Below are 20131 nucleotides of genomic sequence, written 5' to 3' on the forward strand. Positions count from 1 at the left end.
GTGCTGCCGAGGTGCGAACGGCCGCGGCCCCGTGCGGGCGTACCGCGTCCTGATTCCAGACTCGGCCGTCGGCGCGCGAAGCGCATGGGCCGATCGGTCCCTGTCAAGGTCCCGAGCCGTCCCCCGAGAGCCGTGCTCCCCACCGCCGTCCGTGGAAGCGGTGCCGATCGGCCCCGTGCGGAACCCGGTCGCGGGCGTCAGGCTACGAACGGGCGGGGGCACGCCCGATCCGACGAGCAGGAGGGACACGTCAGATGACGAACACGCCCGGACGGCGGGTGACACCGAACAGCCGAGTGGTCGTCGGTGTGGACGGCTCCGATTCTTCCCTGCGCGCCCTGGACCAGGCCAGCGAGGCGGCCCGGCGCCACGGCGCCCGGCTGGAGATCGTGCACGGACGGCTTCCGGAGGGACACGACGCGTCCGCCCCCTTCGATGCGGTCGACACCGTGCTCGAGCAGGCCGCGACGCGGGCCCGGGAACTCGCTCCGGAACTGGACGTCGTGACCGAAGCCCGCGCGGACGACGCCGCCACCGCGCTGGTGGAGCAGGGCCGGCACGCGCGGCTCACCGTGGTGGGCACCCGCGGACACGGCGGCTTCGCCGGGCTGCTGCTCGGCTCGGTCAGCCTGCGTGTCGCCGCCCACACCGAGAGCCCGCTGCTCGTCGCCCGGGGCGACCAGGACGTCGCACGCACCGCGCTCGGATACGACCGGGTCCTGCTCGGCGTGGAGAGCGACGCGGACACCCCCGCGGCCGCCTTCGCGTTCGAGGAGGCAGCCCTGCGCAAGGCACGACTGCGCGTCCTGCACGCCTGGACGCTGCGGCAGCCCAGGCCCACGGAGGAGACACGGGACGACTTCTCGCAGCGCGCGCGGACGGAGGAGTCGGTGCCCGGCTTCGTGACCGCCCGACTGCGCGAGCTGCACCCCGAGGTGGCGGTGGACCTCGACTCGGTGCACGGTGCACCGGCCCGCGCCCTGGTGGAGGAGTCCGTGACGGCCGACCTCGTCGTGATCGCCGCCCACCGCCGCAAGAGCCGCCTCGGGCTCCAGCTGGGGCCGGTGACCCACGCTCTGCTCCACCACGCGCACTGTCCGGTGGTCCTGGTGCCGGTCGCCGCGTAGGTCGTCCGGCTGGGGTCCGTCGGCCCGGCCGGCGGGCCCGGCCGGCCCTCGCGGCCGCGTGCGTGCGGCGCTCACGCTGGTCATGGGAGTGATGTCGGCATGTCCCGCCACGGGGCGAAGGAGCTGATCGACCATGACGACCCTTGCTGGAGTACCGGACCGGCCGGTCCGGGTCGAAGCGGTGCTCGACGCACCGTTGTCGCGATGGCTGTGGCTGGTGAAGTGGATCCTGGTCATTCCCCACTACGTGGTGCTGTTCTTCCTGTGGATCGGCTTCACCCTCGTGAGCGTGGCCGCGTTCTTCACCATCCTGTTCACGGGCCGCTACCCGCGCCCGCTGTTCGACTTCAACCTCGGGGTGCTGCGCTGGAGCTGGCGGGTCGCGTACTACTCGTACGGCGCCCTCGGCACGGACCGCTATCCGCCGTTCAGCCTCAAGGAGGAACCGGACTATCCGGCGCGGCTGGACGTCGCCTACCCCGAGCACCTCTCCCGCGGTCTGGTGCTGGTGAAGTGGTGGCTGCTGGCCGTTCCGCACTACATCGTCATCGGGTTCTTCCTCGGCGGCCTGCGCATGGGCTGGTGGGACGGCGGGCTGATCGCCGTGCTGACGCTGATCGCGGCCGTGGTCCTGGCCTTCACCGAGAAGTACCCGACGCAGATCTTCGACCTGGTGCTCGGTCTCAACCGCTGGGTGCTGCGGGTCGCCGCCTACGTCGCCCTGATGACGGACCAGTACCCGCCGTTCCGCCTGGACATGGGAGGCACGGAACCGGCCGGACCGGGGCCGCGGGACACCTCGCCGGTTGCCCCATGAGCCCCGTTGTACAGGCCGTTCGGCACCGGGGAGGGGACTGCCGGCCCCTCCCCGGTGCGCCCGTGCGCTCGGATCCTGGAACCGGAGGGGGTCGCAGGAGAGTACGTGGGACACCGGACCAGGGAGGTGTTGGCCGTGCTTCGTCCGATCGTCGTAGGTCTGGACGGTTCACGTGAAAGCCTCGCGGCCGCCGACTGGGCGGCCAGGGAGGCCCTGCTGCGCGGACTTCCGCTGCGTCTGGTCCATGCCTGGGAGGGACTGCCGTCCGACGCGGCCGACCTTCCCGAACTCGATGCGCCGCGCCACTGGGCGCGCCGGATCCTGCGTGCCGCCATGGACCGCATCGGCGAGAAGTACCCGCAGGTGAGTCTGAGCGGAGACCAGATCGCCCGCCCCGCGGCCGACGCACTCGTCACGGCGGGCGCCGAGTCCGAACTGCTGGTCCTCGGCAGCCGCGCGTTCAGCGGCATCGGCGGCTTCATGGCCGGCTCGGTGGCGTCGGCGACGGTGGCACACGCGGTACGGCCCGTGGTCCTCGTACGGGCCGGTCGCACAGTCGAGGACGAGCACCTTCCGGACGCCGAGGGCCGGACCTCTGCCGTCACCGCGTACCGCCCCGTCGTGGTCGGCCTCGATCCGGCGCACTCGTGCGAAGAACTGCTCGCGTTCGCCTTCGAGAGCGCTGCCCTGCACGCGGCGCCGCTGCGGGTGCTCTACGCCTGGCAGTTGCCGTTCATGCCGGTCGCGGCCGAGGCCAAGGCGCGCAGGACGCTCCGGGAGACCGCCACGCGGCGGCTGGACCGTGTGCTCGGGCCCTGGCGGGAGAAGTATCCCGCCGTCGAGCTGCACCCACTGGCCGAGGAGGGGCGCCCGGCCCTGCGGCTGCTGGACATCACGAAGGACGCCGGTCTGCTGGTCGTCGGACGCCGGATCCGCCCGGCCGTGCTCGGTACCCACACCGGGCCGGTCGCGCACGCGGTGGTGCACCACGCCCGCTGTCCGGTCGCCGTCGTGCCGCACGAGTGACGGGGAACGCACCCCGTCCGGCCCCTCGGTGAGGCCGTCCGGCCCCTGAGGGGCCCGTCGTGTCCGAGGTAGGACGGAACAAAGACCGTCCCGGAAGGAGGGTGCCGTGTTCCAGGTACGCATCCATGGCCGTGGTGGGCAGGGTGCCGTCACAGCGGCGGAACTGCTGTCGGTGGCGGCGTTCGTGGAGGGCCGGTACGCCCAGGCCTTCCCGAGTTTCGGATCGGAGCGGACCGGTGCGCCGGTGATGGCGTTCTGCCGCATCGACGACCGGCCGATCCGCGTGCGGGAGCCGGTCATGCGCCCGGACGCACTGGTGGTCCAGGACCCGACGCTGCTGCACCAGGCGAACGTCTTCGACGGACTGCACCCCGCAGGTGCCGTCCTCGTCAACTCACCGCTTCCGGCCGCGGAGTTGGGTCTCCCGGAGGTCGTGACCGCCGACCGTGTCCTGACCGTCCCGGCGACGGCTCTGGCCCTGCGCCACTTCGGCCGGCCGGTACCGAACGCCGTCCTGCTGGGCGGCCTGGCCGCGCTCACCGGCTGCGTGGCGATCGACTCGCTCGTCGCGGCCGTCCGGGAACGCTTCCCGGGCGGGCTCGGCACCGCCAACGCGGACGCCGCCCGGGAGGCGTACGAGCACGTCAAGCACCTGCGGGAGGAGCCCGTCCATGCTGAAGCAGACTGAGGGATCACGCGCGGTCGCGGAGACCGTCGCGTACTGCCGGCCGGAAGTCATCGCCGCCTACCCGATCTCACCGCAGACCCACATCGTGGAGGAGCTCAGCCGCCTGGTGAAGTCGGGCGCCCTCGATCCGTGCGAGTACGTCAACGTCGAGTCCGAGTTCGCCGCGATGTCGATGTGCATCGGCGCCTCGGCGGCCGGCGCCCGCACCTATACGGCGACCGCGAGCCAGGGCCTGCTGTACATGGTGGAAGCCCTGTACAACGCCTCGGGGCTGGGCCTGCCGATTGTGATGACGGTGGCCAACCGGGCGATCGGGGCGCCCATCAACATCTGGAACGACCACAGCGACACCATGTCCCAGCGCGACTCCGGCTGGATCCAGCTGTACGCGCGCGACAACCAGGAGGCCGCCGACCTGCATCCGCAGGCGTTCCGGCTGGCGGAGGAGCTTTCCCTGCCGGTGATGGTGTGCATGGACGGCTTCGTGCTCACGCACGCCTGGGAGCGGATCGAGGTACCGGAGCAGGCACAGGTGGACGCCTTCCTGCCGCCGTACGAACCCCGGCAGGTCCTGGACCCCGACGAGCCGGTGTCGATCGGCGCGATGGTCGGCCCTGACGCCTTCACGGAGGTGCGCTACCTCGCCCATGCCAAGCAGATGCAGGCGCTGGAGCTGATCCCGCGGGTGTCCGCGGACTTCCGTGAGGTGTTCGGCCGGGACAGCGGCGGACTGGTCCACCCGTACGCCTGCGAGGACGCCGAGACGATCGTCGTGGCCCTCGGGTCCGTGCTGGGCACGGTCTGCGACGTGGTCGACGAGATGCGCGAGGACGGAATGCGGATCGGAGCACTGGGGATCACCTCCTTCCGCCCGTTCCCGCTGGACGCGGTACGGGCCGTGCTGTGCCGTGCCCGCCGGGTCGTGGTGCTGGAACGGGCCCTCGCCGTCGGCATCGGCGGCATCGTCTCGGCGAACGTGCGCACCGCTCTGTCGGGCATCCAGCTGGAGGGTCACACGGTGATCGCCGGGCTCGGCGGACGGCCGATCACCAAGGCGTCGCTGCACCGGCTGTTCGGCGACGCGCTCGGCGGGCGACTGGAGCCGCTGACGTTCCTGGACCTGGACAAACCGCTGGTGGAGCGGGAGTTGGCGCGGATGGCGCGGACCCGGCGCTCCGGTCCCTCCGCGGAGAACATGCTGCGCGATGCGGGGAGCAACCGATGAGTGCGACACGGCAGGTGAAGTTCTACCAGGTCGGCAGTCACGCGGCCGGAAATCGACTGCTGGCACCGGAGCTGCGCTCCGACCAGGCCGACCCGGGCCGCTCCAACGCCCTCACCTCGGGCCACCGCGCCTGCCAGGGCTGCGGAGAGGCGCTCGGCGCCCGGTACGTCCTGGACGCGGCTCAGCGGGCCTCCGGCGGCAAGGTGATCGCCGTCAACGCGACAGGCTGTCTGGAGGTGTTCTCCACTCCGTACCCGGAGACCTCCTGGCAACTGCCGTGGCTGCACTCACTGTTCGGCAACGCGCCGGCCGTGGCCGCGGGTGTCGCCGCGGCGCTGCGCGCCAAGGGCCTCACCGACGTCCGGGTGGTCGGGCAGGGCGGCGACGGCGGCACCGTCGACATCGGACTGGGCTGTCTGTCCGGCATGTTCGAGCGCAACGACGACGTCCTGTACGTCTGTTACGACAACGAGGCGTACATGAACACCGGCGTGCAGCGCTCCGGTGCCACGCCCCCGACCGCGCGCACGGCGACCACCCAGGCGGTGGGCACGGAACCCGGCGCCCCGTTCGGGCAGGGCAAGAGTCTGCCGCTGATCGCGATGGCGCACGAGATCCCCTACGTCGCCACGGCGACCGTCGCGGGACTGCGCGATCTCGAGGCCAAGGTGCACCGGGCGATGCAACTGCGCGGCGCCCGGTACCTCCATGTGCTGGTGCCCTGTCCGCTGGGCTGGGGCACGGCGTCCTGCGACACCGTGCGCATCGCCCGGCTCGCCGAACAGAGCGGCCTGTTCCCGGTGTTCGAGGCGCGCGACGGCGAGGTCACCGACGTCACGCCGATCCGGCGGCGGGTCCCGGTCGAGGACTACCTGCGCCCGCAGAAGCGGTACGCGCACCTCTTCGAGCCCGAGCCCCGCACGGATGTCATCGCCCGCCTCCAGCGGGCCGCCGACCGCAACATCGCCCGCTTCGGACTGCTCGCCCAGGACCAGGCGCGCGAGGAGGTGTCGTCATGAAGGAGAAGCCGTTCGCCATCACCCTGGAGGTGGGCTCCAGCCTGGCCAACCGGACCGGGGCCTGGCGGACCGAGCGCCCGGTCTACGTCGACCGGATGCCGCCGTGCAACCAGGCGTGCCCGGCCGGGGAGAACATCCAGCAGTGGCTGTTCCACGCGGAGAGCGGCGACTACGAGTCCGCGTGGCGGCAGCTGATGCGCGACAACCCGCTGCCCGCCGTGATGGGCCGGGTCTGCTACCACCCGTGCGAGACGGCCTGCAACCGCGTCCAGGTCGACAGCGCGGTCGGCATCAACGCGGTGGAGCGTTTCCTCGGCGACGAGGCGATCCGGCACGGCTGGACGGTCGAGGCGCCCCCGGCGTCCTCCGGCAAACGCGTCCTGGTCGTCGGCTGCGGTCCGGCCGGCCTGTCGGCCGCCTACCATCTGCGGCTGCTCGGCCACGAGGTGACGATCCGCGAGGCGCAGGACAAACCCGGTGGCATGATGCGCTACGGCATCCCGCGCTACCGTCTGCCACGCGAGGTGCTGGACGCCGAGACCGACCGCATCCTGCGTCTGGGGATCACCCTGGAGCTGGGGCAGCGGGTCGACGACGTGCTCGCCGCGCAACGCGAGGGTGGTTTCGACGCAGTGTTCCTGGCGGTGGGCGCCGGTATCGGCCGCCGCGCTTACATCCCGGCGGGCGACAGCGCGCGCATCCTCGACGCGGTGGCTCTGCTGGCCGGCGTGGAGGGCGAGGAGCGGCCGCTGCTGGGGCGGCGGGTGGCCGTCTACGGTGGCGGCAACACGGCCATGGACGCGGCCCGCACCGCCCGCAGGCTCGGCGCCACCGACGCCGTGGTGGTCTACCGGCGCACCAGGGACCGGATGCCCGCGCACGATCTGGAGGTCGAGGAGGCCCTGGAGGAGGGTGTGCGGATGAAGTGGCTGTCCACCATCAAGCATGCCGACGGCGGGCGGATCACCATCGAGCGCATGGAGCTGGACGAGACCGGGTTCCCGCAGCCGACGGGCGAGTTCGAGGAGCTGGCCGCCGACTCGGTGGTCCTGGCACTCGGCCAGGACTGCGACCTGTCCCTCCTCAGGGACGTGCCGGACCTCTCCGTCGACCACGGGACGGTCCAGGTGGCCGACGGGCTGATGACCGGCCATGAGGGCATCTTCGCCGGTGGCGACATGGTGCCCGCCGAACGGACCGTCACGGTGGCCGTGGGACACGGCAAGAAGGCGGCGCGGCAGATCGACGCGTATCTGCGGGGCACGGCCCACGAGTCCGGTCCCCAGCACGCGCCGGCCGACTTCGAGCGGCTGAACACCTGGTACTACTCCGACGCCCCCGCGGCGGTGCGGCCCACCCTCGCGCTGGCCCGCCGCATCTCGACGTTCGACGAGGTGGTCCAGGGGCTCGACCGGTCCACCGCCCTCTTCGAGGCCCGGCGGTGCATGTCGTGCGGGAACTGCTTCGAGTGCGACAACTGCTACGGCGTGTGCCCCGACAACGCCATCACCAAGCTGGGGCCCGGCAAGGGCTTCGCGATCGACCTCGACTACTGCAAGGGCTGCGGGCTGTGCGCGGCGGAGTGCCCGAGCGGCGCGATCGACATGGTGCCGGAGGAGTGACGCGGGCACGGCATGGGCGGGCCCCCTGCTTACCGCAGGGGGCCCGCCCATGAACCGGTGCCGGTCAGCCGACGAACTCCGCGACGGCCGCCTTCAGTTCGCTCAGTCCCTTCTTGGCGTCGGTGAAGAACATGCCGGTTTTGGGGTCGGTGTAGAGCTCGTTGTCGATGCCCGCGTAGCCATGGCCCATCGACCGCTTGATGACCACGACGCTCTTCGCCTTGTCGACGTCCAGGATCGGCATCCCGGAGATGGCGTTGCCGGGGCGGCGGGCGATCGGGTTGGTCACGTCGTTGGCACCGATCACCAGGGCGACATCGGCCTGCGGGAACTGGGGGTTGATCTCGTCCATCTCCTTGAGCTGCGTGTACGGCACGTTCGCCTCGGCCAGCAGCACGTTCATGTGTCCGGGCATGCGCCCCGCGACCGGGTGCACGGCGTAGCTGACGTCGATGCCGTGGTCGGTCAGCAGCTCGGCCAGATCGCCGAGTTCGTGCTGGGCCTGGGCGGCGGCGAGACCGTACCCGGGGACGAAGACGACCTTGCTCGCGTACGCCAGCTGGACCGCCACGTCGTCCGCGGAGACCGACCGCACCTGCGCCGGAGTGCCGGAGCCGACCGCCGTCGGGGCGCTGTCGCCGGTACCGAAGCCGCCGACCATGATCCCCGCGATCGAGCGGTTCATCGCGTCGGCCATCAGCTTGGTGAGGATGCCTCCCGAGGAGCTGACGAGCATGCCCGCGATGATCAACGCGGTCTCGTTCAGGACGAAGCCCGCCATCGCGACCGCCGACCCGGTGAAGGCGTTCAGCAGGGCGATGACGACCGGCATGTCGGCGCCGCCGATGGGCAGCACCAACGTCACGCCGAACAGGAGGGCCACGACGACGAGCCCGTACAGCGCCGTACGGGAGTCCGGGGCCAGCACCAGCCAGGCCGAACCGGCGACGAAGGAGGCGGGCAGCAGTACGTTCAGCAGCCGTGCCCCCGGGAAGACGACCGGCGCCCCGGACACCAGGCCCTGGAGCTTGCCGGCCGCGACCAGCGAACCGGAGAAGGTCACCGCGCCGATGACGATGTCCAGGGCGCCCGGCAGCGAGACCCGCGCACCCGCGTTCTCGATCCGAAGGAGGTCGTTCACGGCGATGAGCGCGGCGGCCCCGCCACCGACGGCGTTGAAGAGGCTGACCAGTTGGGGCATCGCGGTCATCCTCACCTCCCGGGCGGCGTAAAGCCCGAGGGCGGCGCCGACGAGTCCCCCCGAGACGAGCACGAGCCAGCCGGTGCGGCTGATCGTGCCTTCGTCGGCGACCAGCCACACCGTGGCGGCGATCGCGACGGCCATCGCCCCGGCCGACAGGGTGTTGCCGCGGCGGGCGGTACGCGGGTGGTTCATCAGGTGCAGGCCGAGCACGAAGCAGGCGGCCGCGGCGAGAAAGACGTAGTGGACGGTGTCGGAGACGTTCATGGCGGTCACACCTCCTTTCCGGTGGGCGACTTGGCCTTGAACATCTCGAGCATCCGGTCGGTGACGACGTATCCGCCGACGACGTTCATCGCGCCGAACACCATGGCCACGAAGGCCAGGGAATAGCCGAGCCAGGTGTGCGACTCGGCCGCGATCAGCATGGCGCCGATGACGACGATGCCGTGCACCGAGTTGGAGCCGGACATCAGCGGTGTGTGCAGTGTCGCCGGGACCTTGCTGATGACCTCGACGCCGACGAGGACGCTCAGCACGAACACGGTGATCGCGGTGAGGAGATCGAGATCGTTCATGACGACGTTCCTCCCATCAGGGCCCCGGTGATCTCGTCGGCCGGGTCGAGGACGAGTTCGCCCTCGCGCACCAGGTGGCGCAGCAGGGCGACGAGGTTGCGGGCGTACGCGGTGGACGCGGCGGTGGCCATCGCGGACGGCAGGTGTCCGGCGCCGATGAGAGTCACGCCGTTGTCCAGCACCTCGGCCTTGTCGGGCTCGGAGCCCTCGACGTTGCCGCCGAGCTCGCCGGCGGCGAGGTCGACCACGACCGCGCCGGACCGCATCCGCGCCAGGACGGCCGCGCCGACCAGCAGGGGCGGCCGGCGGCCGGGCACCTGGGCGGTGGTGACGACGATGTCGGAGCGGGCGATGTGGTCGTCCAGTGCGGCCCGCTGGGCCTCTTGCTCCTCGGGGGTCAACTCCCGCGCGTAGCCGTCCCGTTCGGTGCCCGGTCCCTCGTGTTGAGGGCTCTGGACGTCGAGGAACCGGGCCCCCAGTGACTCCACCTCCCCTCGGGACTCGGGGCGCACGTCGTACGCCGTGACGACGGCACCGAGGCGGCGGGCCGTGGCGATGGCCTGGAGACCTGCCACTCCGGCACCGAGGACGAGGACCTGCGCCGGGCGCATGGTGCCCGCCGCGGTGGTCAGCATCGGGAAGAAGCGGTCGTAGGAATCGGCGGCCAGCAGGGCCGCCTTGTAGCCGGCGATGTTCGCCTGGGAGGTCAGCGCGTCCATGGACTGGGCGCGGCTGAGGGTGCGGGGCAGCAGGTCGAGGCTGACCATGTGGACCCCGCGCCGGTAAAGGTCCTGCGCCAGGGCGGGCTGCCGCAGCGGTTCGAGCAGGCCGATCAGCGTCTGCCCGGTGCGCAGCGCCTCGGCGGCCCCCGGATCGGGCGGCCGCACGCACAGCACGGCGTCCGCCCGTGCGTACAGTTCGTCCTGCTCCACGACGGTCGCTCCTACGGCGGTGTAGTCGGCGTCGGTGAACCAGGCACCGGAGCCTGCTCCGGTCTCGACCAGGACCTCGATCCCGGCGCGGCGCAGAAGTGTGACGGCCTCGGGGACGAGGGCGACACGGCGTTCGCCGGGTGCCCGTTCCCTCAGGGCCCCTACGGTGACGGTGGCCATGATCTGCTGCCTTTCTCCGGGACCCGGGGGTGCCGGGTCCCGGACGTCTCAGAACTCGAAGACGAGCCGCGCTTCGGCCCGTCCGCCGAGGACCTCGTCGAAGGACTCGTTGACCTGCTCCAGGCGCCGCGGTTCGGCGATGACCTGAGTGCGTCCGGCCGCGTGCAGCGCGAACACCTCGGTCAGGTCCTGTCGGGTGCCGACGATGGAGCCGATGACGGAGATGCCGCCGAGGACGGTCTCGAAGATCGGCACCGTGATCGCCGCATCGTCCGCGGGCAGCGCGACCATGACGAGGCGTCCGCCGCGGTTGAGGGACCGGTAGGCCTGCTCGAACGCCTCGGGTGCGGCGGCCAGCACGACGGCCACGTCCGCGCCGCCGGCCTTCCTGATCTCCTCGACCGGGTCGTGGGTGCGGGCGTTGACGATCTGGTCGGCGCCGAGGCGGTGGGCGAGGCCCAGCTTGTCGGGTTCGAGGTCGACCGCGGTGACGAAACCGCCGACCAGACGGGCGTACTGGAGGGCGAGGTGGCCGAGGCCGCCGACGCCGAAGACGGCGACACGTTCGGCCGGGGTCACACGCGCGACCTTGATCGCCTTGTACGTGGTGACGCCCGCGCAGGTCAGCGGGGCCGCGTCGAAGGAGGAGACGCCCTCGGGCACCTTGACCACCGCGCCAGCGTTCGCGACGGCGTACTCGGCGTAGCAACCGTCCACGGAGTAGCCGGAGTTGACCTGGGACTCGCACAGGGTCTCCCAGCCGGAGACGCAGTAGCGGCAGGTGCCGCAGGACGAGCCGAGCCACGGGACGGCGACCCGCTCGCCGACGAGGTCCTGGGAGACCCCGGCGCCGACTACCTCGACGGCGCCGATGCCCTCGTGGCCGGGGATGAACGGCGGCCGCGGCTTGACCGGCCAGTCGCCGTGGGCGGCGTGGATGTCGGTGTGGCAGAGCCCGGAGGCCGCCATCTTGACGAGCACCTGGCCGGGGCCGGGCTCGGGGATCGGCAGGTCCTGGATCTCCAGAGGCTTGCCGAAGTCGGTGACGACTGCTGCCTTCATGGTGTGCTCCTCAGCTGACCTGGCGCCGGGGCGCCTTGATGCGGGTGACGAATCGCAGCCCGGCTCCGGCCGCGAGGGAGAAGCCGCCCGGCGTGCCCGGTTCCACGTCGAGGACGAAGAAGGGGCGACCGAGGGCCTCGTACTGGTCGGCGTTCATGTGGAAGGTGCATCCGCACACCACGCCGACGAGCATGTCGCCGTCGCCCAGGGCGAACTCACCGACCGGGAAGCACATCGGGTCGCTTCCGTCGCAGCAGCCGGCGGACTGGACGAACATCACCGGCCCGCCGCGGACGACGCGCAGGGCCGTGATCGCCCTGCACGCCGCCCGGGTGGCCGTGACGCGCCCGACGGTGCCGTTGTGCAGCTTCGCGGGCATGTCGGTGCACTCCTTGCGAGAGGGTGGGACTAGAACAGCCCGAGCGGCTTGCTGCCATAGCTGACCAGGAGGTTCTTGGTCTGGCTGTAGTGCTCGAGCATCATCTTGTGGGTCTCGCGGCCGATGCCGGAGACCTTGTAGCCGCCGAAGGCGGCACCCGCCGGGTACTGGTGGTAGCAGTTCGTCCAGACCCGCCCGGCCTTGATGGCGCGGCCCATGCGGTAGGCGAGGGCGCCGTCGCGGCTCCACACTCCGGCGCCGAGTCCGTAGAGCGTGTCGTTGGCGAGGGCGAGGGCCTCGGCCTCGTCCTTGAACGTGGTGACCGCGAGGACGGGTCCGAAGATCTCCTCCTGGAAGACCCGCATCCCGTTGTGGCCCTTGAGGACGGTCGGCTCGTAGAACCAGCCGTCCTTGAACTCTCCGCCGATGTCGGCCCGGTGGCCGCCGGCGAGCAGTTCGGCACCCTCCTCGAGGCCGATCTCGACGTAGGAGGCGATCTTCTCGATCTGCTGCTTGGAGACCTGCGGCCCCATCATGGTGGCGGTGTCGAGCGGGTCACCCTGCTTGATGGCGCGGATCCGTTCCAGGCAGCGCCCCATGAACTCCTCGTAGATGTCCTCCTGGATCAGTGCGCGGGAGGGGCAGGTGCAGACCTCTCCCTTGTTGAACGCGTAGAGCACCAGACCCTCGACGGCCTTGTTCAGGAAGTCGTCGTCCTTCGCGGCCACGTCGTTGAAGAAGATGTTCGGCGACTTGCCGCCCAGCTCCAGCGTGACCGGGATGATGTTCTGCGACGCGTACTGCATGATCAGGCGGCCGGTGGTGGTCTCCCCGGTGAAGGCGACCTTGGCGATGCGCCTGTTGGTGGCGAGCGCCTTGCCGATCTCGGCGCCGGGGCCGTTGACGACGTTGAGGACGCCCGGGGGCAGGATGTCGCCGACGACCTCCATCAGCTTCAGGATCGACCACGGGGTCGGCGAGGCGGGCTTGATGACACTGCAGTTTCCGGCGGCGAGCGCCGGGGCCAGCTTCCACGCGGCCATCAGCAGCGGGAAGTTGAACGGGATGATCTGTCCGACCACACCCAGCGGCTCGTGGAAGTGGTAGGCGATGGTCTCCTTGTCGATCTCGGTGATCGAGCTCTCCTCGGCGCGGATCGCGCTCGCGAAGTAGCGGAAGTGGTCGGCGGCGAGGGGAACGTCGGCGGCGAGGGTCTCGCGGACCGGCTTCCCGTTCTCCCAGCTCTCGGCGACGGCGAGTTCCTCACGGTGGGCGTCGATCGCGTCGGCGACCTTGTTGAGGACCGCGGCCCGCTGGGCCGTGGTCGCCTCACCCCACGCGTCCTTGGCGGCGTGGGCGGCGTCCAGGGCGAGTTCGATGTCGTCGGCACCGGACTTCGGGATCTCGCAGATCGGCCTGGCGGTGGCGGGGCACAGGTCGGGCGTGTACTCACCGGTGGTGGGCGCCTCCCATTTGCCGCCGATGAAGTTCTCGTAGCGGGGTGCGACGTGCACGGGGCTTCCTGACCTGCCCGGAGACTCGTACTTCATGACCGTCCCCTTTCCGACGGAATCCATCACGACCCTCGTGGTGACACTCGGCACGCTAGGAGCGGGAACGCTGCAACCACGCTGCATGCCCTCCGGCCTGCGACGGGACGCCGGTTCGGACGTCCAGGGCGCGCGCCCTGGCCGCGGCAGCGGCGCGCTGCGCGGAGCCCCCCGGCAGGACGCGGGCGAGCGCGGCCCACGCAGCGAGGTCGTCGGCTCCCCAGGCGGCATCCACCCAGCGGCGCAGCAGCCCGCCGTCGCCGCTGCCGAGGACCGCACCGCGCAACTGCTGTTCCAGGCACCGGCGGTGCTCCACGACGACCGGTGCCTCGGAACACGGCAGCAACGGCCCCGGGTAGCGGGTGAGGGCCTCGGCGACACGGCCCTCCGCGAGCAGCGCGCCCACCTCCGTGTAGTCGGTGCGCACGGGACGCAGCAGCGCGTACGGCCGCGAGCCGAGCAGGTCGGGGCCGAGGACGGCACGCAACCGGGTGAGCTCGGCGCGCAGCGTCGAGGCGGGTACCTCCCGCTCCGACAGGTCCACGGCCAGCCGGTCTCCGCTCACGCCCCGGCCGGCCAGGGCGAGTACCAGGACGATCTCGCTGTGCCGCGGACTGAGCCGGTGCACCTGTCCGGCGTGTTCCAGGAGCACCTGGTCCCGGCCGAGCGCCCGCAGCCGTATCTCGTCCCCGACGTACAGCCGGGGCGCCCGGGCCAGCTCCGCCTCGGCCGCCAGCGCGGCACCCCGTACCGCGGCCAGGGCCGGCGGTGTGGCGATGCTGGCGCCGCCGGACAGGTCGATCACGCCGAGCAGTCGCCCGGTGGCGGGGTCGCGGACCGGGGCGGCCGCGCACGACCAGGCGTGCACGGCGGCGCTGTAGTGCTCGCCCGTCACGATCTGGACGGGTCGGCCCAACTCCAGTGCGGTGCCCGGGGCGTTGGTGCCCGCCTGTCGCTCGGACCACACGGCACCGACGGCGAAGCGCATGCGTTCGGCCCGGCCCAGGGTGGGGGTGTCCCCCTCGACCCACAGGAGGGTGCCGTCGGTGTCGGCGACGGCGAAGACATGGCCGTCGTCGGCCGCACCGGTGCCCAGCAGTTCACGGAACAGCGGCAGCACGGTGTGCAGCGGGTGGGCGTACCGGCGGGCGTCGAGTTCCTCAAGGTCCGAGCGGAGAGGGGGCAGACGGCTGCCGTCCGGGCGCACACCGGATGTCGCGCAGCGCCGCCAGGAGTCGGCCACGATGTTCCGTACACCCGTGGCCGCCCCGGGTGAGGCTGCACACCGCTCGTGTGCGGTGCGCGGGTCCGCGTCCGAGGCAAGAAGGAATGCGTCCATGGCACCTCCTGTGCACCTTCCGACGACCAGCCTCACCCGCCCGCTGATGTGGTCCGCAGAGGCCGAACGGCCCCGCACCAGGGCCTCCTGGCCCCGGCGGGCCACTGGGGGCTCACCATCCAGGGTCGCCGCGCGCACAAAAGAGCGGGAGGGGCCGCTCGGCCGTAACACCCGGCCACAGGGCCCCTGTTGGGAAGAGGGCTCAGTCGGCCACCGGGACCCGCCACACCAGGGTGGTGCCGCCCTGTTCGGGACAGTGGACGGTGAGTTCCCCGCCGACCCCCTCCGCCCGGTCGGCCATGTTGCGCAGCCCACTGCGGCGGCCCTCGGCCGGGATGCCCACTCCGTCGTCGGACACGGTCAGCCGTACCTCGCGCCCGTCGGTCTCCAGGACCACGTCGGCGCGTCCGGCGCGGGCGTGCCGGGCGACGTTGGTCAGCGCCTCGGAGAGGACCGCGACCACGTCGTCGGCGATCTCCCGGGGCACGTCCGTGTCGACCAGGCCCTCCATCCGGATGCTGGGGGCGAAGCCCAGCACCTGTGCCGCCTCACCGACCAGGCGGACCGTCCGGGCCCGCAGCCCCGATCCGGCACCGTCCTCGCGTGCGCGCAGACCGAAGATGGTGGACCTGATGATCTTGATGGTCTCGTCCAGGTCGTCCACGGCGCGCACCACGCGTTCGGCGGCCTCCTCGTTGGCGATGCGGCGCCCGGCGCTCTGCAGGGTCATGCCGGTGGCGAAGAGCCGCTGGATGGCCAGGTCGTGCAGGTCGCGGGCGATGCGGTCGCGGTCCTTGAGCACCGCGATCTCCTCGGCGTCCTGGCGGCGCTCCGCGAGTTCCATCGCGACCGCGGCCTGCGCGGCGAAACCGCGCAGGGGTTCGATCTCCTTGTCGGTGAACGGGGTCCGGCCGGTCTCACGGACCAGCAGGACGACCCCGCGTACCCCCTCGGCACTCGAGCCGATGGGCACCCCGACCGCCGGGCCCAGCCCACCGAATCGCTCCGGAGCGGACGAGACCCGCTCGTCGGTGGAGACATCCGCGCTGGTCACCGGCGAGGCGGAGGCGAACGCGTGGCCCATGAGGCTGCCGTCCACGGGAAGGACGAGCCCTCGGTGCGCCTCGGCTCCCTGTCCCACGGCCAGCTCCACGGTGAGCGAGTCGGTGTCGCCCATGGGTGTCGCGACCAGGGCCAGCGCGGCGCCGGTGTTCTCCCGGGCCCGGTCCGCGATCAGCCGGAGGACCTCGGTGTGCGCGCCGCCGGACATGAGCCGGTGGGTGATCTCGGCGTTGGCCTGCAGCCAGCGTTCGCGCAGTCGGGAGTCCTCGTAGAGGCGGGCGTTGTCGATGGCGACACCGGCGGCCACCGCCAGTGTGGACAGCACGGCCTCGTCCTCCTCGTCGAACTGCGCGCCGTTCCGTTTCTCGGTGAGGTAGAGGTTGCCGAAGACCTGGTCGCGCACCCGGATCGGGACGCCGAGGAAGGTGTTCATCGGGGGATGGTTCGGGGGGAAGCCGTAGGACGCCTGGTGCTCGGAGAGCTTCGTGAGCCGCAGGGGTGTGGGGTGGCGGATGAGTTCGCCGAGGATGCCGTGGCCCTCCGGGTAGGGGCCGATCCCGGCGATCTGTTCGTCGGTGACGCCGACGGTGTGGAAGGCGGAGAGCCTCCTGCCGTCGGGGCCGATCACGCCCAGGGCCGCGTACTGGGCGTCCACCAGGGCGGCGGCCGCCTCGACGATGCTGTGCAGGGCCTGCTCCAGGTCCAGCTCCCGGCCGACCGAGAGCACGGCCTCCAGGAGGCTGTGCACCCGGTCCCGGGTGCTGCGGGCCGCGTCCAGCCGCGCCTGCAGTTCCTCCAGGAGCTCGTCCAGCCTCAGCTGCGGCAGCCTGATACGGGCCTTTTCGGTTCCCTCCGAGCCACCCACCTGCGATCCTCCAGACCCCTTGGCCGGCCCCAGTGCCGTCATGTGCCAAGGTAACGGTCCGGGGCCCCGGGCGGTACGGGATCAGGTGGCCTGGTCGCAGCCGGGTGGCCTCGAAGGTCAGCCGCGCGGAAGGCGGGCGGCGACGTACTCGGTCAGGTCGAGCAGCCGGTTGGTGTAACCCCACTCGTTGTCGTACCAGCCGAAGACCTTGACCAGGTCACCGTGCGCCTGTGTGAGGGGGGCGTCCAGGACGCAGGAGGCGGGGTCGCCCACGATGTCACGGGAGACGATCGGGGCGTCGGAGACCCTCAGCACCCCCTTGAGCGGTCCGTCCGCGGCCTCCCGGAAGGCGGCGTTGACCTCCTCGGCCGTCACCGGCCGGTCCAGCACCACGCTCAGGTCGGTCAGCGACCCGTCCTCGACCGGGACCCGTACGGCGATCCCGTCCAGCGTGCCGGCGAGCTCCGGCAGCACCAGGCCGACCGCGCGGGCGGCCCCGGTGGACGTGGGGATGATGTTGACTGCGGCGCTGCGGCCGCGCCGCAGGTCCTTGTGCGGGCCGTCCAGGACGACCTGGTCGTTGGTGTATCCGTGGATGGTCGTCATCAGCCCCTTGACCAGGCCGAAGTGCTCGTCGAGCACCTTCACCATGGGCGCCACGCAGTTGGTGGTGCAGGAGGCGTTGGAGACGACGTGGTCGCGCTCGGGGTCGTACGTGCCCTCGTTGACGCCCATCACGAGCGTGGCGTCGACACCCTTGCCCGGTACGGACAGCAGCACCTTGCGCGCTCCGTCCTTGAGATGGGCCCCGGCCTGCTCGCGGGTGCGGAACCGCCCCGTGGACTCGATGACGATGTCGACACCGAGCTCGCTCCAGGCCAGCGCGGCCGGGTCGCGTTCGGCGGTGACCGCGATGCGGTGCCCGTCCACGGTCAGGGAGCCCTCGTCGTGCTCGACGGGGCGGCCGATGCGGCCGTACGTCGAGTCGTAGGCCAGCAGATGGGCCAGTGCCGCCGGCGAGGTGACGTCGTTGACCGCGACGACCTCCACAGGGGTGCCGGTGCCGTTCTCCGCGCGCTCCAGCACACAGCGCAGGTAGTTGCGTCCGATACGGCCGAAGCCGTTGATGCCCACGCGCACGCTCATGTCCGTCGTCCTCCCCGGTCGGTGTCCGTTTGACTGAAGTCTCCCGCCGGCGGCCGCTGCGGGGCTTGGGCCGTACGGGGCAACCGGGGGACGTATGGCCCAACGGAGTGCGCCGGGGCCCGACGGCCCCGGCCGTAGGGCCGGGCGGCCCCTGGGAGCGGCGTGCCACACCGGCCACTGTGGAATCTCAGGTACGAGATCGAAGGGGTGGCACGCATGACTCCCAGGGACACCGGGGCCGACAGCCCCGTCGCGGGGCCTGTCGGGGTTCGGGCCGAGGGCGATGTGGACGAGCAGGAGCTCGACTACATCCGGGCCAAGGTGCGGGCGGTCCTCGACCGTCCGGGTCTCCCGCCCGCCATCGGTGAGGTGCGGATCTCCCGTGCGACCGCGCATCACGCCGGGCAGCCGTGGACCGCGGGCGGTGAGATTCGGGTGGGCCGCGATGTGGTGGTCGTGCACGCACGGGAGGCGAGCGCGCACGAGCTCGCCGACCGGCTGCAGGACCGGCTGCGCGCCCAGGTGGAGCGCATGGCGCACCGCGAGGACTCCGCGCGCAAGGCCGCCGACCCGCCTCCGTGGCGGGGCGGCCCGGCGGACGCACAGCAGGGTTAGCAGGGCCGGGGCTCCTCGGGACGATCCCGGGGAGCCCCACGGCCGTCACGGGCAGGCGATCCCGGAGAGCCCCGACCGCCGGTCACGGACACGCTCCGGGCCCGTCGTCGTACCCGGCCGGGGTCGGGCGGCCGGAGTGCAGGGCCGGGTGGGCACCGGATCAGGGCCGACCGGCCCTGTCGTCGTCGGCATCGACCGACTCGAATGTTCTGACCACAGGACGCTTCCCCACACACCCTACGGAATCCGTCATGATCGTCGACAAGGCCCAGCCCGGTCCGGCCGAACCCCGCAGAAGCGTCGGGATCGGCGGCGCCGAGGCACTGCGCCTCCTGGGCAGCGTGTCCTTCGGGCGGATCGTCTTCACCCAGCACGCGCTGCCGGTGATCCGCCCGGTCAACCACGTCCTGTCCGACGGCGACATCGTCATCCGCACCCATGCCGGCACGGCTCTGACGTCACGGACCCGGCAGGCTCGGGATCCGGGGGTCGTCGTGGCGTACGAGGCCGACGACATCGACCCGGACACCCATCTCGGCTGGAGCGTGACGGTCACGGGCTATGCCCAGCTGGTCACCGATCCGGAGGAGCTGGCCCGTTACCAGGCGCTGCTGCGGCCCTGGGTGGAGCAGACCATGGACTACGCGGTCCGTATCCGGCCGGATCTGGTCACGGGGATCCGGCTCACGGCGCCCGCGGACTGATCCGTCGTCGGTCGAGGCGTACCGGAGGGCGTGGGTCAGTCGTGGGACACGACCGCCACCGGTGAGACCGCGTGACGGAGCACATGGTGGGTCACCGGGCCGATGTGCGGGCCCAGCGGAGCAGGCCTGCGCCGGCGGCCCACGACCACGAGTCCCGCGTCGCGGGAGGCGTCCACCAGGTGGGACCCGGCGGTGCCGACCACGGCTTCCTCGGCCACGTCGACCCCGGGGAACTTCTCCCGCCAGGGCCGGAGCGCGTCAGTGAGCGCCTCGCCCCGGTCGTCCGGGGGCTCCTCCTGGGTTCCGGCGTCCTGGGCTGTGGCAGGTTTCCAGCCGTGGAGGACTGTCAGCCCCACTCGATGGCGTGCCGCGGTGTCGAAGGCGAACTCCAGCAGGGCTTCGGCCGGGTGCTCGCGCAGATCGAGGCCGAGGACCACGTCATGGTGGGAACCGGACTGCGGTGCGGTCCCGAGCCGGGCCTGGTCCGGCCCGGCACCGGCCCGGACGAGGACGACCGGCTGATCGGCCCGGGCCACGACGGCCGACGCCACGGAACCGAGCAGGTGTCCGGCGGCCCGGCCGAGGCCCCTCGACCCGAGGACCAGAACGTCCGCCTCACGGGCGGCGTCGGTCAGCGCGGCCACGGGTCGGCCGGCGAGGCGGGCCCAGGTGATGCGCAACCCGGGCCGACGGTGCGCGAGGACCGCCGCGACCTCGCGCAGCATGTGCGCACCGCGGTCCACGTCCGGCGGTCCCACCGCTTCCCCCGCGAACGGCACGTAGTCGTACGGCGGTTGGTCACCGGCATGCACGAGCCGCACCGGAACCGCGCGCGACCGGGCTTCGTCCGCGGCCCATTCGGCGGCGGCGAGGCTCTCGGGCGAGCCGTCCAGGCCGACGGTGACGGTGCGGGACATGGGGCCTCCTCGTCAAGGTCTTGCCCCCACTCTCCCCGGGGGTCCACCTGTCGCAGGAGGGGCCACAGGTCCCGCCG

The 20131-nt window shown here is 71.8% G+C and carries 19 protein-coding genes; 9 read left to right on the forward strand and 10 right to left on the reverse strand.

The window, feature by feature from the left end; genetic code table 11:
• The first annotated feature begins 254 nt into the window (after positions 1 to 254).
• The 7 genes from IOD14_RS26175 (at position 255) to IOD14_RS26205 (ending at position 7524) form a co-directional block, all read left to right on the forward strand.
• On the forward strand, positions 255 to 1127 hold the full coding sequence (locus IOD14_RS26175; protein ID WP_212671691.1) for a universal stress protein: 873 nt from the start codon (positions 255 to 257) through the stop codon (positions 1125 to 1127).
• A gap of 133 nt (positions 1128 to 1260) precedes the next feature.
• Positions 1261 to 1944: a DUF4389 domain-containing protein gene (locus tag IOD14_RS26180; protein WP_123987265.1), complete on the forward strand. Its 684-nt coding sequence runs from the start codon at positions 1261 to 1263 to the stop codon at positions 1942 to 1944.
• 135 nt (positions 1945 to 2079) lie between these two features.
• Positions 2080 to 2970, forward strand: coding sequence for a universal stress protein (locus IOD14_RS26185; protein ID WP_212671692.1), 891 nt, complete (start codon positions 2080 to 2082; stop codon positions 2968 to 2970).
• A gap of 106 nt (positions 2971 to 3076) precedes the next feature.
• Positions 3077 to 3658 carry a 2-oxoacid:acceptor oxidoreductase family protein gene (locus tag IOD14_RS26190; RefSeq protein WP_123987267.1) on the forward strand — a complete coding sequence of 194 codons (582 nt, stop codon included), beginning with the start codon at positions 3077 to 3079 and terminating at the stop codon, positions 3656 to 3658.
• Positions 3642 to 4883: a pyruvate ferredoxin oxidoreductase gene (gene porA, locus IOD14_RS26195; RefSeq protein WP_212671693.1), complete on the forward strand. Its 1242-nt coding sequence runs from the start codon at positions 3642 to 3644 to the stop codon at positions 4881 to 4883. The genes IOD14_RS26190 and porA overlap by 17 nt, the downstream gene beginning before the upstream one ends.
• Positions 4880 to 5902 carry a thiamine pyrophosphate-dependent enzyme gene (locus IOD14_RS26200; RefSeq protein WP_123987269.1) on the forward strand — a complete coding sequence of 341 codons (1023 nt, stop codon included), beginning with the start codon at positions 4880 to 4882 and terminating at the stop codon, positions 5900 to 5902. Before porA ends, IOD14_RS26200 begins: the two co-directional genes overlap by 4 nt.
• A complete protein-coding gene (locus tag IOD14_RS26205; RefSeq protein WP_123987270.1) occupies positions 5899 to 7524 on the forward strand; it encodes an NAD(P)-binding protein in 1626 nt (541 codons plus the stop codon). Before IOD14_RS26200 ends, IOD14_RS26205 begins: the two co-directional genes overlap by 4 nt.
• Before the next feature lie 64 nt (positions 7525 to 7588).
• On the opposite strand, the gene IOD14_RS26210 is transcribed toward IOD14_RS26205, so the two are convergent.
• The 9 genes from IOD14_RS26210 to gap all read right to left on the reverse strand — a co-directional run bounded on the left by IOD14_RS26210 (position 7589) and on the right by gap (position 17818).
• On the reverse strand, positions 7589 to 8992 hold the full coding sequence (locus IOD14_RS26210) for an NAD(P)(+) transhydrogenase (Re/Si-specific) subunit beta (protein WP_212671694.1): 1404 nt from the start codon (positions 8990 to 8992) through the stop codon (positions 7589 to 7591).
• Between the two features lie 5 nt (positions 8993 to 8997).
• Complete coding sequence (locus IOD14_RS26215; RefSeq protein ID WP_212671695.1) at positions 8998 to 9303, reverse strand: NAD(P) transhydrogenase subunit alpha; 306 nt, start codon at positions 9301 to 9303, stop codon at positions 8998 to 9000.
• Positions 9300 to 10415, reverse strand: a complete 1116-nt coding sequence (locus IOD14_RS26220) for an NAD(P) transhydrogenase subunit alpha (protein WP_212671696.1) — start codon at positions 10413 to 10415, stop codon at positions 9300 to 9302. Before IOD14_RS26220 ends, IOD14_RS26215 begins: the two co-directional genes overlap by 4 nt.
• Positions 10416 to 10463: 48 nt before the next feature.
• Complete coding sequence (locus tag IOD14_RS26225; protein ID WP_212671697.1) at positions 10464 to 11477, reverse strand: zinc-dependent alcohol dehydrogenase; 1014 nt, start codon at positions 11475 to 11477, stop codon at positions 10464 to 10466.
• Between the two features lie 10 nt (positions 11478 to 11487).
• Entirely contained in the window at positions 11488 to 11856 is a 369-nt protein-coding gene (locus IOD14_RS26230; RefSeq protein ID WP_123987274.1) for a DUF779 domain-containing protein, read from the reverse strand.
• Positions 11857 to 11885: 29 nt separating this feature from the next.
• Positions 11886 to 13406 (reverse strand): aldehyde dehydrogenase family protein, encoded by a 1521-nt coding sequence (locus IOD14_RS26235; RefSeq protein WP_212671698.1) that lies wholly within the window; start codon positions 13404 to 13406, stop codon positions 11886 to 11888.
• A 55-nt stretch (positions 13407 to 13461) separates the two neighbouring features.
• Positions 13462 to 14745 (reverse strand): GAF domain-containing protein, encoded by a 1284-nt coding sequence (locus tag IOD14_RS26240; protein ID WP_212671699.1) that lies wholly within the window; start codon positions 14743 to 14745, stop codon positions 13462 to 13464.
• A 202-nt stretch (positions 14746 to 14947) separates the two neighbouring features.
• A complete protein-coding gene (locus IOD14_RS26245; RefSeq protein ID WP_212673397.1) occupies positions 14948 to 16672 on the reverse strand; it encodes a GAF domain-containing sensor histidine kinase in 1725 nt (574 codons plus the stop codon).
• A gap of 117 nt (positions 16673 to 16789) precedes the next feature.
• Positions 16790 to 17818, reverse strand: a complete 1029-nt coding sequence (gene gap / locus IOD14_RS26250; RefSeq protein ID WP_212671700.1) for a type I glyceraldehyde-3-phosphate dehydrogenase — start codon at positions 17816 to 17818, stop codon at positions 16790 to 16792.
• A 216-nt stretch (positions 17819 to 18034) separates the two neighbouring features.
• Here gap and IOD14_RS26255 point away from each other — a divergent pair, with 216 nt between their 5' ends.
• Together IOD14_RS26255 and IOD14_RS26260 are read left to right on the forward strand one after the other, a co-directional pair.
• On the forward strand, positions 18035 to 18433 hold the full coding sequence (locus tag IOD14_RS26255; RefSeq protein WP_212671701.1) for a hypothetical protein: 399 nt from the start codon (positions 18035 to 18037) through the stop codon (positions 18431 to 18433).
• 251 nt (positions 18434 to 18684) lie between these two features.
• Entirely contained in the window at positions 18685 to 19137 is a 453-nt protein-coding gene (locus IOD14_RS26260; protein ID WP_123987280.1) for a pyridoxamine 5'-phosphate oxidase family protein, read from the forward strand.
• A 35-nt stretch (positions 19138 to 19172) separates the two neighbouring features.
• On the opposite strand, the gene IOD14_RS26265 is transcribed toward IOD14_RS26260, so the two are convergent.
• On the reverse strand, positions 19173 to 20054 hold the full coding sequence (locus tag IOD14_RS26265) for a universal stress protein (RefSeq protein WP_212671702.1): 882 nt from the start codon (positions 20052 to 20054) through the stop codon (positions 19173 to 19175).
• Positions 20055 to 20131 lie beyond the last annotated feature (77 nt).

Origin of the sequence: Streptomyces sp. A2-16, from assembly GCF_018128905.1 — a bacterium.
In the GTDB taxonomy this organism is placed as follows: domain Bacteria; phylum Actinomycetota; class Actinomycetes; order Streptomycetales; family Streptomycetaceae; genus Streptomyces.

What these genes read in the sequence shown, in the direction of transcription:
- IOD14_RS26205 (WP_123987270.1), top strand. Translation starts at nt 5,899, where the DNA reads ATGAAGGAGAAGCCGTTCGCCATCACCCTGGAGGTGGGCTCCAGCCTG.
- IOD14_RS26235 (WP_212671698.1), bottom strand. Translation starts at nt 13,406, where the DNA reads ATGAAGTACGAGTCTCCGGGCAGGTCAGGAAGCCCCGTGCACGTCGCA.
- IOD14_RS26200 (WP_123987269.1), top strand. Translation starts at nt 4,880, where the DNA reads ATGAGTGCGACACGGCAGGTGAAGTTCTACCAGGTCGGCAGTCACGCG.
- IOD14_RS26215 (WP_212671695.1), bottom strand. Translation starts at nt 9,303, where the DNA reads ATGAACGATCTCGATCTCCTCACCGCGATCACCGTGTTCGTGCTGAGC.
- IOD14_RS26230 (WP_123987274.1), bottom strand. Translation starts at nt 11,856, where the DNA reads ATGCCCGCGAAGCTGCACAACGGCACCGTCGGGCGCGTCACGGCCACC.
- IOD14_RS26180 (WP_123987265.1), top strand. Translation starts at nt 1,261, where the DNA reads ATGACGACCCTTGCTGGAGTACCGGACCGGCCGGTCCGGGTCGAAGCG.
- gap (WP_212671700.1), bottom strand. Translation starts at nt 17,818, where the DNA reads ATGAGCGTGCGCGTGGGCATCAACGGCTTCGGCCGTATCGGACGCAAC.
- IOD14_RS26175 (WP_212671691.1), top strand. Translation starts at nt 255, where the DNA reads ATGACGAACACGCCCGGACGGCGGGTGACACCGAACAGCCGAGTGGTC.
- IOD14_RS26240 (WP_212671699.1), bottom strand. Translation starts at nt 14,745, where the DNA reads ATGGACGCATTCCTTCTTGCCTCGGACGCGGACCCGCGCACCGCACAC.
- IOD14_RS26265 (WP_212671702.1), bottom strand. Translation starts at nt 20,054, where the DNA reads ATGTCCCGCACCGTCACCGTCGGCCTGGACGGCTCGCCCGAGAGCCTC.
- IOD14_RS26255 (WP_212671701.1), top strand. Translation starts at nt 18,035, where the DNA reads ATGACTCCCAGGGACACCGGGGCCGACAGCCCCGTCGCGGGGCCTGTC.
- IOD14_RS26225 (WP_212671697.1), bottom strand. Translation starts at nt 11,477, where the DNA reads ATGAAGGCAGCAGTCGTCACCGACTTCGGCAAGCCTCTGGAGATCCAG.
- IOD14_RS26210 (WP_212671694.1), bottom strand. Translation starts at nt 8,992, where the DNA reads ATGAACGTCTCCGACACCGTCCACTACGTCTTTCTCGCCGCGGCCGCC.
- IOD14_RS26260 (WP_123987280.1), top strand. Translation starts at nt 18,685, where the DNA reads ATGATCGTCGACAAGGCCCAGCCCGGTCCGGCCGAACCCCGCAGAAGC.
- porA (WP_212671693.1), top strand. Translation starts at nt 3,642, where the DNA reads ATGCTGAAGCAGACTGAGGGATCACGCGCGGTCGCGGAGACCGTCGCG.
- IOD14_RS26220 (WP_212671696.1), bottom strand. Translation starts at nt 10,415, where the DNA reads ATGGCCACCGTCACCGTAGGGGCCCTGAGGGAACGGGCACCCGGCGAA.